Origin of the sequence: Pseudomonas sp. MH9.3 (assembly GCF_034354675.1) — a bacterium.
Lineage (GTDB): Bacteria > Pseudomonadota > Gammaproteobacteria > Pseudomonadales > Pseudomonadaceae > Aquipseudomonas.
On the sequence record NZ_CP133785.1, the window covers coordinates 2,112,925 to 2,128,654 of the forward strand.

The 15,730-nt window shown below is 61.8% G+C and carries 11 protein-coding genes; 6 read left to right on the forward strand and 5 right to left on the reverse strand.

Annotated features, from left to right (window positions below):
* Positions 1-105 precede the first annotated feature (105 nt).
* On the reverse strand, positions 106-2,481 hold the full coding sequence (gene ppsA, locus RHM60_RS08950; protein ID WP_057009261.1) for a phosphoenolpyruvate synthase: 2,376 nt from the start codon (positions 2,479-2,481) through the stop codon (positions 106-108).
* A gap of 179 nt (positions 2,482-2,660) precedes the next feature.
* Between ppsA and RHM60_RS08955 the strand changes: the two genes are divergently transcribed.
* Positions 2,661-3,479: a pyruvate, water dikinase regulatory protein gene (locus RHM60_RS08955; RefSeq protein WP_231421447.1), complete on the forward strand. Its 819-nt coding sequence runs from the start codon at positions 2,661-2,663 to the stop codon at positions 3,477-3,479.
* 34 nt (positions 3,480-3,513) lie between these two features.
* Here the strand turns inward: RHM60_RS08955 and RHM60_RS08960 are convergent, their stop codons facing one another.
* Positions 3,514-4,938: a PLP-dependent aminotransferase family protein gene (locus RHM60_RS08960; RefSeq protein ID WP_231421446.1), complete on the reverse strand. Its 1,425-nt coding sequence runs from the start codon at positions 4,936-4,938 to the stop codon at positions 3,514-3,516.
* 160 nt (positions 4,939-5,098) lie between these two features.
* Between RHM60_RS08960 and RHM60_RS08965 the strand changes: the two genes are divergently transcribed.
* Genes RHM60_RS08965 through RHM60_RS08985 form a run of 5 tightly spaced genes read left to right on the forward strand, consistent with a single transcriptional unit; the run spans position 5,099 to position 10,573 of the window.
* Complete coding sequence (locus RHM60_RS08965) at positions 5,099-5,992, forward strand: DMT family transporter (protein WP_209990459.1); 894 nt, start codon at positions 5,099-5,101, stop codon at positions 5,990-5,992.
* A gap of 26 nt (positions 5,993-6,018) precedes the next feature.
* Positions 6,019-7,881, forward strand: coding sequence for a molybdopterin-synthase adenylyltransferase MoeB (gene moeB / locus RHM60_RS08970; RefSeq protein WP_209983772.1), 1,863 nt, complete (start codon positions 6,019-6,021; stop codon positions 7,879-7,881).
* Positions 7,882-7,897: 16 nt separating this feature from the next.
* Positions 7,898-8,812, forward strand: a complete 915-nt coding sequence (locus tag RHM60_RS08975; protein ID WP_209983774.1) for a PLP-dependent cysteine synthase family protein — start codon at positions 7,898-7,900, stop codon at positions 8,810-8,812.
* Positions 8,813-8,849: 37 nt separating this feature from the next.
* Positions 8,850-9,842: a serine O-acetyltransferase gene (locus RHM60_RS08980; protein WP_209983776.1), complete on the forward strand. Its 993-nt coding sequence runs from the start codon at positions 8,850-8,852 to the stop codon at positions 9,840-9,842.
* Between the two features lie 2 nt (positions 9,843-9,844).
* Positions 9,845-10,573, forward strand: a complete 729-nt coding sequence (locus RHM60_RS08985; RefSeq protein ID WP_322214224.1) for an alanyl-tRNA editing protein — start codon at positions 9,845-9,847, stop codon at positions 10,571-10,573.
* Between the two features lie 65 nt (positions 10,574-10,638).
* On the opposite strand, the gene RHM60_RS08990 is transcribed toward RHM60_RS08985, so the two are convergent.
* From RHM60_RS08990 to acnD, 3 genes are all read right to left on the reverse strand, one after another.
* Positions 10,639-11,577, reverse strand: coding sequence for a hypothetical protein (locus RHM60_RS08990; protein WP_322214225.1), 939 nt, complete (start codon positions 11,575-11,577; stop codon positions 10,639-10,641).
* A 290-nt stretch (positions 11,578-11,867) separates the two neighbouring features.
* On the reverse strand, positions 11,868-13,058 hold the full coding sequence (gene prpF, locus RHM60_RS08995; protein ID WP_322214226.1) for a 2-methylaconitate cis-trans isomerase PrpF: 1,191 nt from the start codon (positions 13,056-13,058) through the stop codon (positions 11,868-11,870).
* Positions 13,059-13,068: 10 nt separating this feature from the next.
* Positions 13,069-15,663: a Fe/S-dependent 2-methylisocitrate dehydratase AcnD gene (gene acnD, locus RHM60_RS09000; RefSeq protein ID WP_322214227.1), complete on the reverse strand. Its 2,595-nt coding sequence runs from the start codon at positions 15,661-15,663 to the stop codon at positions 13,069-13,071.
* Between the last annotated feature and the right edge of the window lie 67 nt (positions 15,664-15,730).

Here is a 15,730-nt window from a genome sequence, read left to right on the forward strand (position 1 = left end):
ATGCTCTTGCACAAAAAAGGGCGGCGTCCGCGAGGATTCCCGCCCTGTACAGATAAGAATGCCGGTCATCCGCAACGGGTGACCGGCACTTTTGACGTTGCGATCTTAAGCGGACGCTTGGCCTTCGGCGAGGAAGAACCAGGTTTCCAGCACCGAGTCAGGGTTCAGCGAGACGCTTTCGATGCCCTGTTCCATCAGCCATTTGGCCAGGTCCGGGTGATCCGACGGGCCCTGGCCGCAGATGCCGATGTACTTGCCGGCCTTGTTACAGGCCTGGATGGCGTTGGCCAGCAGTTTCTTGACCGCCGGGTTACGCTCGTCGAACAAGTGCGCGATGATCCCCGAGTCGCGGTCCAGGCCCAGGGTCAACTGGGTCAGGTCGTTGGAGCCGATGGAGAATCCGTCGAAGAACTCCAGGAACTCTTCGGCCAGAATGGCGTTGGACGGCAACTCGCACATCATGATCACGCGCAGGCCGTTTTCGCCACGGGACAGGCCATTTTCGGCCAGCAGGTCGACCACCTGGCTCGCCTCGCCCAGGGTGCGCACGAACGGCACCATGATTTCGACGTTGGTCAGGCCCATCTCATTGCGCACGCGTTTGAGCGCACGGCATTCGAGCTCGAAGCAGTCGCGGAAGGCTTCGCTGATGTAACGCGAGGCACCACGGAAGCCCAGCATCGGGTTTTCTTCTTCCGGCTCGTAGAGCTTGCCGCCGATCAGGTTGGCGTACTCGTTGGACTTGAAGTCCGACAGGCGCACGATCACCTTTTTCGGGTAGAACGCCGCCGCCAGGGTACTGATGCCTTCCACCAGCTTGTCGACATAGAAGCCCACCGGGTCGTTGTAGCCGGCGATGCGCTTGTCGACGCTCTCTTTGATGTCCAGCGGCAGCCCGTCGTAGTTCAACAGGGCCTTGGGGTGCACGCCGATCATGCGGTTGATGATGAACTCCAGGCGGGCCAGGCCCACACCGGCGTTCGGCAACTGCGCGAAATCGAAGGCGCGGTCCGGGTTGCCGACGTTCATCATGATTTTGAACGGCAGGTCGGGCATGGCGTCGATGGAGTTCTGCTTGATGTCGAAGCCCAGCTCGCCTTCGAAGATGAAACCGGTGTCGCCTTCAGCGCAGGACACGGTCACGCCCTGGCCGTCTTTCAACAGTTGGGTGGCATTGCCGCAACCCACGACCGCCGGGATGCCCAGCTCACGGGCGATGATCGCCGCGTGGCAGGTACGCCCGCCACGGTTGGTGACGATGGCGCTGGCGCGTTTCATCACCGGTTCCCAGTCCGGGTCGGTCATGTCGGAGACCAGCACGTCACCCGGCTGAACCTTGTCCATCTCGGACACGTCCTTGATGATCCGTACCTTGCCCGCGCCAATGCGCTGGCCGATGGCACGGCCTTCCACCAGCACGGTACCGGTTTCCTTCAACAGGTAACGTTCCATGACGTTGGCCGAGGTGCGGCTCTTCACGGTTTCCGGACGAGCCTGCACGATGTACAGCTTGCCGTCGTCACCGTCCTTGGCCCACTCGATGTCCATCGGGCACTTGTAGTGCTTTTCGATGATCATCGCCTGTTTGGCCAGCTCGCTGACTTCCGCGTCGCTCAGGCAGAAGCGCGCGCGCTCGGCCTTGTCCACATCGACGGTCTTGACCGAACGACCGGCCTTGGCCTCGTCGCCGTAGATCATCTTGATCGCCTTGCTGCCCAGGTTGCGGCGCAGGATGGCCGGGCGACCGGCCTCAAGGGTGTGCTTGTGCACGTAGAATTCGTCCGGGTTGACCGCGCCCTGTACGACGGTTTCGCCCAGGCCGTAGGCGCCGGTGATGAACACCACGTCACGGAAGCCCGATTCGGTATCGAGGGTGAACATCACGCCGGCGGTGCCGGTTTCCGAACGCACCATGCGCTGCACGCCGGCAGACAGGGCCACCAGCTTGTGGTCGAAACCCTGGTGCACGCGGTAGGAAATGGCGCGGTCGTTGAACAGCGAGGCAAACACTTCCTTGGCCGCGCGGATCACGTTTTCCACGCCACGGATATTCAGGAAGGTTTCCTGCTGACCGGCAAAGGAGGCGTCGGGCAAGTCTTCGGCGGTGGCCGAGGAACGCACGGCGACGGCCATGTCCGGATTGCCGGCCGACAGGGTGGCGAAGGCGGTGCGAATTTCTTCGTTGAGCTTTTCAGGGAACTCGGCCTCCATGATCCATTGGCGGATCTGGCTGCCGGTTCTGGCCAGGGCGTTGACGTCATCGACGTCCAGAGCGTCCAGCGCGGCGTGGATCTGAGCGTTGAGGCCGCTCAGCTCGAGGAAATCACGGTACGCCTGGGCCGTGGTGGCGAAACCACCGGGCACCGACACACCTGCGCCTGCAAGATTACTGATCATCTCGCCGAGGGATGCGTTCTTGCCCCCTACGTGCTCTACATCATGGACGCCGAGCTTATCGAGGGAAACTACGTACTCTACCAAGGTGATCTCTCCACTTTCTGTGTTGGAAAAGCTCATGGACGCCGACGGCTCAGTAGGAGCATTCGCCAGCGCTTGTGGCCTGGGCCTGGAAAATAAGTGAGAATGCGGCCCACTGCGGGACAGCAAAATCGCGCCTATCATATCCAAGATTCGCCATCAGCTTAAGGCCCAGGGCTCAAATGAAACGATCTGCTTTCTTTATCTCCGATGGCACTGGCATTACTGCCGAAACCCTGGGCCAAAGCCTGCTCGCGCAGTTCGAAAACATTACCTTCGCCAAATTCACCCGGCCCTATATAGACAGCGTGGATAAAGCGCGGGCCATGGTACAACAAATCAATCTGGCGGCTGAAAAAGACAGCTGCCGCCCGATCATTTTCGACACCATCGTCAATCAGGACATTCGTGAGATTCTTGCGACCTCCAATGGTTTCATGATCGACATCTTCTCCACCTTCCTCGCGCCGCTGGAGCAGGAGCTGAGCGAACACTCCTCCTATTCGGTAGGAAAGTCCCACTCCATCGGGCATAACTCCAACTATATGGAGCGTATCGAGGCGGTCAACTTCGCCCTCGACAACGACGACGGCGCACGCACGCACTACTACGACAAGGCTGACCTGATCCTGGTGGGCGTGTCGCGTTGCGGCAAGACGCCAACCTGTCTGTACATGGCCATGCAATTCGGCATCCGCGCGGCCAACTACCCGCTGACCGAAGACGACATGGAACACCTGACCCTGCCCGCCGCCCTGCGCGCGCACTCGCACAAGCTGTTCGGCCTGACCATCGACCCGGACCGCCTGACCGCCATCCGCAACGAGCGCAAGCCCAACAGCCGCTATTCGAGCTACGCGCAGTGCGAGTTCGAGGTGCGTGAAGTGGAAAATCTGTTCCGGCGCGAGAATATTGCGCATATCAATTCCACGCATTTCTCGGTGGAAGAAATTTCGGCAAAGATTCTGGTGGAGAAAGGGGTGGAGCGCAGGTTCAAGTAATCAACGCCCCCTCCCACAAAAAGCCTGATCAGCCTTACAGATGAAACCTTCCGCCACCCTGCCCCAGCGCGGTTGCCAACGCATCGAACCCCGTCCGCAACAACTGATCATCCCCGGACGTGTTACAGATACTCGCCCGAATAAACTGCGGCACCGCCGTCTGCCCCACCGCAAAGGCTTCTGCGGTGGCGATCAGGTAATTGTTCTGTTTGAGTTCGGCTTCTATTTCCGACGCGCGCCAGGGCTCCGGCACTTCGATCCAGAAGTGCGGACTATTCAGGTGAGTACGGTAAGCCAGGCCAGCCAGCAAATCCTCCACCAGCGCCTTGCGCCGGCTGATCTCACTGATCTGTTGACGCAACAGGTATTCCGCCGTGCCGTTTTCGATCCACTGGGTGGCCAACTCCAGGGTCACTGGCGTGGCCATCCAGCAGGTGGAGCGCAAGGCGGCAGAAATGCGGCTGACCAGCGCGGGCGGCGCATGCACATAACCCACGCGCAACCCGGCTGACACCGCCTTGCTCAGGCTACTGATCAAAATCGTACGCTCGGGCGCGAAATAGCTGAGAGGCGGCGGCCGGTCTTCCACCAGAACGCCGTGGGCCTCATCCTCAAGAATCAACAGATTGTGTTCGCGACAGACTCTGGCCAGCGCTTCGCGGCGCGCCACCGATAACACTGACGTCGTAGGGTTCTGAATCGTGGGTGTGCAGTACAACGCCGAAATTCGGTGATTACGACAGAGTTCATCCAGCGCGCCCGGCAGCACACCCTCCTCATCCATCTCCAGGCCGATCAGGCGGATACCGAGCATGCGTGACGCCGTGATCAACCCCGGATAAGTCAGCTGTTCGGTGACCACCGTATCGCCGGCCCGCAGCAGGGCCATCATGGCGCAGAGCAAACCGTGCTGACCGCCATTCACGCAGATGACCTGCTCGGGAATCGGATGGAAATCGCGCTGTACCAACCACTGCGCACCGGCTTCGCGGTAACGCGGCAGGCCCGCGTCCGGGGTGTAGGCGCTGATCTCCTGGAGAAACTTGGCGTTGGTCGACAGGGTCTGGAAGCTCTGTGCCAGGAACACCGTCTCCTGCCCGGGGATATGCATGTTGCGGCTCATGTCGAAGTACTGGCGCGGCTCCTCGCTGACATTGCGAAAGCCTTCATCGCGCTGGCGCTCCATCCCGCGCTTGCGCACGAAGGTGCCGTCACCGACCCGCGCCACCACCAGCCCCAGACGTTCCAGCTCGCCGTAGGCGCGGCTGATGGTGCCGATGGTGACGCCCAGATTGTCCGAAAGCACCCGATGGGGCGGCAGTTTTCGTCCCGGTTCAATCAAGCCTTCAAGGATGCCCCGCTCCATGACATCGGACAGGCGCTTGTACTTGACACCCTGTCCGTTGGACAACCCCTCACGCATAATTGACACCATGTCAATATTTGTTTTGACAGTCATCTTTCGCCCTAATAGTGTGCTTTTACGGGTTCAATCGCCGATTTTTACCGCTTGTTACACGCTCAATATAGAGTTCAATGTCGGCTCAGGGAAGCAATAAACGATGCCAATGTCTGCTGTTCTCGAAAACACCGCCAAAACCAAAACACCCAAACAGTGGTTGCCCGGCCTGGTCACCAGTGTGATGTTTCTTATCGTGTGCCTGAGCTGGGGGACCACGTGGCTGGGTATCAAGATCGCGGTGGAAAGCGTGCCACCGCTAACGTCCGCCGGCCTGCGCTTTCTGATCGCATTCCCGCTGTTCCTGTGTTTTGCCAGGGTGCGCCGCGAGCCGATCCTGTTTCCTCGGGAGAGCCGCTGGTTTTTCGTATTCGTGACACTGTCCTACTTCAGTATTCCGTATTACCTGCTCAACTACGGCGAGATGCATGTTTCGTCGGGCCTCACCGCCCTGCTGTTCAGCTGCATGCCGGTGTTCATCCTGATTTTTTCCGCGCTGTTTTTGCGCGAGCGCATCTACTTTTCCCAGGTGGTCGGCATTGGAATCGGTTTCGGCAGTCTCTACATGATCATCCGCAGCCAGGGCCTGCACCTGGACCACGCCGAGTTCTTCGGGGTGCTGGCGATCCTCGGCGCCGCGATCATGCATGCGTTGTGCTATGTGATTACCAAGCAAAAAGGCAGCGCCATCAGCGTGATCACCTACAACACCCTGCCCATCGGGATTGCCGGCCTGATGCTGTTCGTGGCCGGCTTGTGGTTTGAAACGCCGACGTTCGAAGACATCACCCTGCGCTCCTGGAGCGCGCTGTTCTACCTGGGGCTGGTGGCATCGGTGGGCGGTTTCATCGTGTACTTCATGCTGCTCAAGCGCCTGAGCCCGATCATCCTGTCGTTCGTGTTCATTATCTTCCCGGTGTTCGCGGTGATCATCGGCGCCTGGTACGAGGGCGTGGCGCTGTCCCGTGACCTGATGCTCTACTCGGCAGTCCTGCTGGCCGGTTTTGCGATCACCAAGCTGCCCATCGAAAAATTCCTGGCCAAGAAAAATTGAGCCGCCCACCACGACGCGAGAGCAACATGGATGTCCTTCGTCCCACCGCCCTGGAACAAATCTACGCCCACGCCGGCCGCTGCTACCCCGAAGAGTGCTGCGGTTTCGTCTTCGCCGATGGCAGCGTGTACCCGGGCTGCAATATCCAGAACGAACTGCACCGCAAAAACCCCGAGATGTACCCACGCAGCGCGGCCAATGGCTACACCTTTGCCGTGGCCGACACCCTGCTGCTGAACAAGGCATTGCGCAGCGATAACCCGGTGGTGGTGATCTACCACTCGCACCCGGATGTCGGCGCCTATTTCAGCGATGAAGACCAGGACAAGGCGCTGTTCATGGGCGAACCGATCCACCCGGTCAGTTATCTGGTGGTCGACGTCCGTCAGGGCCAGGCCCAGGGTTCCAAGCTGTTTGCCTGGGATGGCAAGCATTTCGCCCTCACCCCTTTCAACGACCTGCATGCGGAGCTGTCCATGAACGCTGTCTCTTTCCCCGACATTCTGGTTCGCGTGGCCAAGTTGCCGGAGTCGACCCTCGAGGGCGCCGGATCGACATTGCGCGAGGTCATGGAAAACCTGTGCAGCCGCCACCCGCAGCTGCGCGCACACTTGTTTCACGAGAACAACAACCAGCTCAAGGAACATTTTCTGTTCACCGCCGAAGAAGCCTTGATCGACGCCGACGAGCCACTGCCGGAAAAAGCCCATATCGATGTGCTGCTCGCCACTTCCGGCGGCATGGACGTCGACGCGCTGAGCAATGAAGAAGTGCAACGCTACGTGCGGCACATCACCCTGCCCGGCGTCGGTCGCGAAGGCCAGTTGAAGCTGAAAAAGGCCAGGGTGCTGATCATCGGCACGGGAGGCCTGGGCTCGCCCATCAGCCTGTACCTGGCCGCCGCCGGCGTCGGCACCCTGGGCCTGGTGGATTTTGATGTGGTGGAAAGCAGCAACCTGCAACGCCAGATCGTTCACGGCAACAGCAGCCTGGGCATGTCCAAGGTCGAATCCGCCAAACAGCGCCTGCAGGACCTCAACAGCCATATCCGGATCAACACCCACGACACCACCTTCAATGCCGATAACGCCCTCGAGCTGGTCGGCGCCTACGACCTGGTGATCGACGGCACCGACAATTTCGACACGCGCTATCGGGTCAACGACGCCTGCGTACAGCTGGACAAGCCGCTGGTGTACGGCGCCATCTACCGCTTCGACGGGCAGATCAGCGTGTTCAACTACCAGGGCGGGCCGTGCTATCGCTGCCTGTTTCCCAGCCCACCGCCAGCCGAACTGGCGCCCAACTGCAGCGCCGGCGGGGTGATCGGCGTGCTGCCGGGGGTGGTCGGGATGATCCAGGCCACCGAGGCGATCAAGCTGCTAATCGGCATTGGCGAGCCGTTGTCCGGGCGCCTGATGCGCTTCGATGCCCTGGCGATGAAATTCACTGAGGTGCGCTTCAAGCGCCGCGCCAATTGCCCGTGCTGCTCCGCCCAGCGCCACAGCCACACCGTCGCCCCGGCAGTTTGCGCCGACGCCGTGGCGCCCCAGCCGTGCCTCGCCGAGGAGCGCTACATCAAGCCGCACGTCCTCAAGCAAGTGCTGGAACACCCGAACAGCGCCGATGTGCTGGTGGATGTGCGCGATGCCAGCGAACTGGAGGTGTGCAAGCTGCCGGGCGTGGTGCACATTCCCCTCGACGAGCTGGATTCGCAGCTCGGCCGCCTGAGCCGCGACAACACCCATTACCTGATCTGCTACGCCGGCACCCGCGCCGAGCAGGCGGCGAGCACCCTGCTGGCCGCCGGTTTTGCCAACACCAGGGTGCTGCAGGGCGGCATGAAGCATTGGGTGCGCGACGTCGAACCCGACATGCCGTTGTATTGAGCGGGGGGGCAGAGCGATGTTGCATAACTCGATTATCGACGCCATCGGCCACACGCCGACTGTGCGCCTGGCGCAGTTTTCCGAAGACCTCGGCATCGAGGTCTACGCCAAGCTCGAATCCCTCAACCCCGGTGGCAGCCACAAGGCGCGCATCGCCCTGGGCATGATCCTCGACGCCGAACGCCGTGGTGTGCTGATCCGTGATTCCGGGCAAACCCTGATCGAACCCAGCGGCGGCAATACCGGCATCGGCCTGGTGATGGCCGCCAATGTGCTGGGCTACAAAGTGGTGCTGGTGATTCCCGACAACTACAGCCCGGAAAAACAGAAACTGCTGCGCCTCTACGGCGCCAGGGTGGTGTTGTCGGACAGCCGCCTGGGCAACAACTCCCACGGCGAGAAATGCATGGAGTTGCAGTTGGAAAACCCCAACTACGTGATGCTTAACCAGCAACGCAACGGCGCCAACCCGCAGACCCATCGCGACACCACCGCGCCGGAGATCCTGCGCGACTTCGGTGAGCTGCGTGCGGACTATTTCGTCAGCGGCATCGGCACCGGCGGCCATATCACCGGCATCGGCGAAACCCTCAAGGCCGCCTGGCCGGGCCTGCGCGTGATGGGCGTGGAGCCCGAAGAATGTGACCTGCTCAAGGACCGGCATGCGCCGCACGACATTCAGGGCCTGTCGATCGGCCTGATCCCGAGCATCCTCAACCTGGACGTGATCGACGGCATGCTCAAGGTCTCGCACCGGGCGTGCGTCGACATGATCAAACGCATCATGCGCACCGACGCCATCAGCCTGGGCCTGTCCTCGGCCGCCAATCTGGTCGCCATCGCCCAACTCGCCCCCGAACTGCCGCCTGAAACGGTGGTGCTGACCCTGGTCTACGACAATGCCGACAGCTACCTGCCCAACTTCGAGTAACCGGCCTTCCAACTATCCAGACTGCGGAGGTGGCTCCATGGGGGGCTTTATCGACATGCAACTGCTGCACGATGAGCTGCTCACGCACCTCATCAAGACGCTCACGCCGGCGCAGATGAAGCAGCTGGAACCGCACCTGGCGCCATTGATCCAGGACGCGGCGCAGGCGGTGGCCGAAGACCTGATCGCCTACGCCAGCCGCGACCCGGCTTCACGCGGGCGCGGCGAGTTGATCCTGGAGTCCTACGCCTCGTTCAAGGCGGTGCTGTACTACCGGCTCGCGCACCGTGTGTGGAATTTCCCGGACCAGACGGATGAGGCGTTTGCGCACATCGCCTCGCAGTTGAGCAACCAGGGCAAGATGCTCTCCGGCGCCGACATTCACCCGGCGGCACGCATCGGCCGGCGGTTTGTGCTCGACCACGGCTACGGCACGGTGATCGGCGAAACCTGCGAAATCGGCAACGACTGCTACATCCTCTGTGGCGTGACACTTGGCGCGCGCGGCATCGCCAACAACCCCGACGGCAAGCGCCACCCGCGCCTGGGCAATAACGTCGAGATCGGCTCCGGCGCACGGGTGCTGGGCTACGTGCTGATTGGCGACAATGTGTTTATCAGCCCGGCCTGCGTGATCACTCAGGACGTGCCGGCGGGCACCAAGGTCAAGGTGGTCAACCAGATCCAGATGCAGAAGAACGATGCGTCCGAGCACAGCACCTACCTCGGCGCATTCGCCCTCGAGGAGCGCTTGCATGTGGTCGGTGAAATCACCGCCGGGCACAAGGTCACGGTGCTGGACGCCGACTTTCATCCGTTGCCGGGGCTGATGCTGGAGCCCACGATGAAGGAGCGCCACCACCTGCAATTTCGCCTGCATCGCACCGAACCGAACAACCCGCTGCCGCGCCTGCCGCTGAACCTGAAAGTCTGCGGGCCGGAGTTTGAAATCACCCTGCTGTCCCCGCCGGGCTTGAGTGCGATGGTGCGCTCGGTGTTGCAGGCCAGCCCATTGATCGTCGGAGGTTGAACATGTCTGTGCACTCCATGGAAACCCTGGCGCTGTTCGACAGCGCGCCCTACCAGAACACGTTCAGCGCCCGGGTAAGGGCCGTCGGCGAACACGGCATCGCCCTGGAGCACACACTGTTCTACCCCACCGGCGGCGGACAACCGGGCGATACCGGCCGCTTCATCCTGGCCGATGGCACGCGCGTCGACGTGATCGGCACCGTGCGCGACCCGGTATCGCGCGCGATCATCTGGCACCAGGTGCACCAGTGTCCCGCGCAGTTGATCGCCGGCGTCCAGGTGGAGGCGGAAATTGATTGGGATCGGCGCTACTTGCACATGAAGATGCACACCTGCCTGCACCTGCTGTGCTCGATCATCGATGCGCCGGTGACCGGCTGCAGCATCAGCGCAGACAAGGGCCGCCTGGATTTCGACCTGCCGGAAATGACCCTGGACAAGGACAGCATCACCCGCGACCTGAACGCACTGATCGAACAGGCCCACGAGGTAAAAACGCTGTCGATGCCTGCGTCGGAATACGCCACGCTGCTGCAGATCACCCGTACCCAGGCAGTCGCGCCGCCGGTGATTCAGGGCTCGGTGCGGGTGATCGACATCGCCGGCGTGGATATCCAGCCGTGCGGCGGCACCCATGTGGCCAACACCGACGAGATCGGCCGGGTGTTCTGCGAGAAAATCGAGAAGAAGAGCAAGCACAACCGTCGGGTGATACTGCGGTTCGAATGAATATCGGTACTGACGCCGCCAAGTGCAGGAGGTAACTCCTATACCGGCGGGCGGGGTGCTGGAGCCTATTTCTTTTGTTGAATGACTTGCTGACTCAAGCTGTCAACTTTCAGCTGAAGTTGTGCAATGAATTGCTCGTAAGCCTGTGCCGCGTTATCAAGGTGGGTGTTGAGCTGCTCGTTTTGTCTCTTCAGTTCTTCGATGGTGCGGGTCTCAGACGTTGCTGGCTGGGTGGCCGGAAGCGTTTCTTCGCTTTGCCTGGCGGCGGGTGCTTGAGGCTGCATGCTGTCCGACTCAGTGGTCATGTGGTTATCCACCGGCATGGTCGGAGTATCGTTGGGGGAGGCACCCGTGCCGCTGATCTTTTGAAACAAACCATCAATTTGTTGACTCAGCCCCATCAGCAATCCCGCGAACTTCCTGAGTGCGTCATCGACCTGCTGGTAAAACTGATTGATTTGGCTGCTCAGTGCTCCGAGACCAGGAGTCTGCAGCGACTGCGGCGACTGCGTGTGCGGTGACTCTTGCATGGGTGTCTGTTGCACGGGAGTCGAATCTTGAGTCCGAGCAAGGTTCTCCCTCTCGACTGCGGCACTCCTGACTTGGCTGCCACTATCAAAAGGGGTTTGCCGAGTGGCTTTTTCCGGGTGTTCAAGTTGCTGGGTCAGGTCGGCAATCTGTTGCTGAAGTCCTTTTATCATCGACTCAAACCTGGCGACCAATGCGCTGAATTTCTCATTGAGCGCTTGGTTTTGCAGGGTCAGTTTCGTCACCTGGCCTGGTTCAGCGGCTTTCACCTGCTCGGTGTTGACCAGTGCACTGTGACCCGAAAATTGGCCGCGCTGCTGGGCCGTCATGGGGCTACGGGGCGGCGTCGAATCCTGGGGAGCAGCCAAATATTCAGCGGCCTCAGCGCTGTGCTCACGACGGATGGGCGCCGGATTGGGGGACATTTCGTAGCCGGCGGTATAAGGCGTTTGTGACTGAGTATTTACGCTGGTCATAGGTACCTTCCAAGATTCAGGTAGTGGGTGTTCACAAGGCCTGCTCGAGCAAGTCTTATGGCTACCTGATTGGTGTTTATCCGGAAGAAGTTCCGTACTGTTCAGGAGTCGTAAGTAGCAACCTGTTTCGAGTAAAAAACAGGCTGCTCAAGGCAACGAAGATCAAATGTGGGAGCTGGCTTGCCCGCGAAGGCGGTAGTCCAGCAACCATTGATGTTGGCTGACCCGGCGCGTTCGCGGGCAAGCCGCTCCCACAGGGGGAGTCGGCAGTTTTCGGGACGAAATTGGCTCTAGAACGCGTCGCCGGGGATGCGCACGAAGCCCTCCATCAGCACCCGAGCACTGCGGCTCATGATGGCTTTTTTGACCACCCATTCACCGTTCACCTGGCTGGCCTCGGCGCCCACGCGCAGGGTGCCGGAGGGGTGCCCGAAGCGCACCGCGCTGCGCTCCACGCCACCTGCCGCCAGGTTGACCAGGGTTCCGGGAATCGCCGCCGCGGTGCCAATCGCCACTGCCGCCGTGCCCATCATGGCGTGGTGCAACTTGCCCATGGACAGCGCGCGCACCAGCAGGTCCACGTCGGCGGCCTTGATCGACTTGCCGCTGGACGCCACATAATCCGCAGGCGTCGCCACGAACGCGACTTTCGGCGTGTGCTGGCGCTGGGCGGCTTCGTCCAGGTGGCTGATCAGGCCCATGCGCAACGCGCCGTGGGCGCGCACGGTCTCGAACATCGCCAGGGCCTTGGGGTCGCCGTTGATCGCACCTTGCAGTTCGGTGCCGGTATAGCCGAGGTCTGCGGCGTCGATGAAAATCGTCGGGATGCCGGCGTTGATCAGTGTCGCCTTGAAGGTCCCCACGCCGGGCACTTGCAGCTCGTCGACGAGGTTGCCGGTGGGGAACATCGCACCACCACCGCCCTCCTCTTCCGCCGCCGGGTCGATGAACTCCAGTTGCACTTCGGCGGCCGGGAAGGTCACGCCGTCCAGTTCAAAGTCGCCGGTTTCCTGCACCGCGCCGTCGGTGATCGGCACGTGGGCGATGATGGTCTTGCCGATATTGGCCTGCCACACGCGCACGACGGCGACGCCGTTGTGCGGTATGCGCGCGGCATCGACCAGCCCGGCGCTGATGGCGAACGCACCGACCGCCGCCGACAGGTTGCCGCAATTGCCGCTCCAGTCGACGAAGGGTTTGTCGATGGCGACCTGGCCGAACAGGTAGTCCACGTCATGCTCGGCGCGGCTGCTCCTGGACAGGATCACGGTTTTGCTGGTGCTGGACGTCGCACCGCCCATGCCATCGATCTGCTTGTCATAGGGGTCGGGGCTGCCGATCACTCGCAACAGCAGGGCATCGCGTGCGGCGCCGGGCACCTGCGCCGCAACGGGCAAGTCCTGGAGACTGAAAAACACACCCTTGCTGGTACCGCCACGCATGTAGGTGGCGGGGATTCTGATTTGCGCTGCATGTGCCATGGTCAGTCCCTCAGGCGGTCGCCGCCGATGCCAGGAAGTCCTGGGCAAAACGCTGCAACACGCCGCCCGCCTCGTAGATCGATACTTCTTCGGCGGTGTCCAGACGGCAAGTCACCGGCACGTCGACACGTTCGCCATTTTTACGATTGATCACCAGGGTCAACTGCGCACCCGGAGTGCGCGCGCCAAGCACATCATAGGTTTCACTGCCGTCGATCTGCAGGGTGTGACGGTCGGTGCCCGGCAGAAACTCCAGCGGCAGCACGCCCATGCCCACCAGATTGGTACGGTGGATGCGTTCGAAGCCTTCGGCGGCAATCGCTTCCACCCCGGCCAGACGCACGCCTTTGGCCGCCCAGTCGCGGGATGAGCCCTGACCGTAGTCGGCGCCGGCGATGATGATCAGCGGCTGCTTGCGCTGCATGTAGGTTTCGATGGCTTCCCACATGCGCGTGACCTGGCCCTCGGGCTCGATGCGCGCCAGTGAGCCCTGCTTGACCTTGCCGTTTTCCACCACCATTTCATTGAACAGTTTCGGGTTGGCGAAGGTGGCGCGTTGGGCGGTCAAGTGGTCGCCCCGATGGGTCGCGTAAGAGTTGAAGTCGACTTCCGGCAGGCCCATTTTTGCCAGGTATTCGCCGGCGGCGCTGTCGAGCATGATGGCGTTGGACGGCGACAGGTGATCGGTGGTGATGTTGTCCGGCAGCACCGCCAGCGGGCGCATGCCCTTGAGCGGCCGCGCCCCGGCCAGCGCGCCTTCCCAATAAGGCGGACGGCGAATATAGGTGCTTTGCGGGCGCCAGTCGTACAGTGGCGCCACCTTGGGGCCGGTGTCTTCGTGAATCGCGAACATCGGGATATACACCGCGCGGAACTGCTCAGGCTTGACCGAGGCCTTGACCACCGCATCGATCTCTTCGTCGCTGGGCCAGAGGTCCTGCAGGCGGATTTCATTGCCCTGCGCGTCGAGCCCGAGCACATCCTTTTCGATGTCGAAACGGATGGTGCCGGCAATCGCGTAGGCCACCACCAGCGGTGGCGAAGCCAGAAATGCCTGTTTGGCGTACGGGTGAATCCGCCCGTCGAAGTTGCGGTTGCCCGACAACACAGCGGTGGCGTACAGGTCGCGGTCGATGATTTCCTGCTGGATCACCGGGTCCAGCGCGCCCGACATGCCATTGCAGGTGGTGCAGGCAAAGGCCACCACGCCAAAGCCGAGTTTTTCCAGTTCGTCAGCCAGACCCGCTTCTTCCAGGTACATCGCCACCGTCTTCGAGCCCGGCGCCAGCGACGACTTGACCCACGGCTTGCGCGTCAGCCCCAGCCTGTTGGCGTTGCGCGCCAGGAGGCCGGCGGCGATGACGTTGCGCGGGTTGCTGGTGTTGGTGCAGCTGGTGATGGCGGCGATGATCACCGCGCCGTCGGGCATCTGCCCTGGTACTTCGTCCCACTGGCCGCTGATGCCTTTGGAGGCCAGGTCACGGGTGGCTACACGGGCGTGAGGATTGCTCGGGCCGGCCATGTTGCGCACCACGCTGGACAGATCGAACGTAAGGCCGCGCTCGTATTGCGCGCCTTTCAGATCATCGGCCCACAGGCCGGTGTGGCGGGCGTACTGTTCGACCAGGGCGACCTGTTCGTCTTCACGGCCGGTGAGTTTGAGGTAGGCGATGGTCTGCGGATCGATGTAAAACATCGCTGCCGTGGCGCCGTATTCCGGGGCCATGTTGGAGATGGTCGCGCGGTCGCCCAGGGTGAGCCTGGAAGCGCCCTCACCGAAGAACTCCAGCCATGCACCGACCACTTTTTGCTTGCGCAGAAACTCGGTCAGCGCCAGCACCATGTCGGTGGCAGTGATGCCCGGCAACAGCTTGCCGGTCAGCTCGACGCCGATGATTTCCGGCAGGCGCATCCACGACGCGCGGCCCAGCATCACGCTCTCGGCTTCGAGGCCACCGACGCCGATGGCGATCACGCCCAAGGCGTCCACATGCGGGGTGTGGCTGTCGGTGCCGACGCAGGTATCCGGGAAGGCCACGCCGTCGCGCACCTGGATCACCGGGGACATTTTCTCCAGGTTGATCTGGTGCATGATGCCGTTGCCCGGCGGGATCACGTCGACGTTCTTGAAGGCTTTTTTGCTCCACTCGATAAAGTGGAAGCGGTCTTCGTTGCGGCGATCTTCGATGGCGCGGTTTTTCTCGAACGCGTCCGGGTCGGCACCGCCGGCTTCGACGGCCAGGGAATGATCGACGATCAACTGCGTCGGCACCACCGGGTTGACCTGTGCCGGGTCGCCGCCTTGCAGGGCGATGGCGTCACGCAGGCCGGCGAGGTCGACCAGCGCGGTCTGGCCGAGGATGTCATGGCACACCACGCGGGCCGGAAACCATGGGAAGTCGAGATCGCGCTTGCGCTCGATCAACTGGCGCAGGGACGCATCGAGGGTGGCCGGATCGCAGCGGCGCAGCAGGTTTTCGGCCAGTACGCGGGAGGTGTAGGGCAAGGTGGCGTAGGCGCCGGGGGTGATGGCTTCGACGGCCGCGCGGGTGTCGAAGTAATCCAGCCGGCTACCGGGGAGCGGTTTGCGAAATTCAGTGTTCATCGTCAGAACTCGGTCACGGTGATTGCAAAGGAAGCCGGAGCTCGAACTGGAACGCGATCCCATGTGG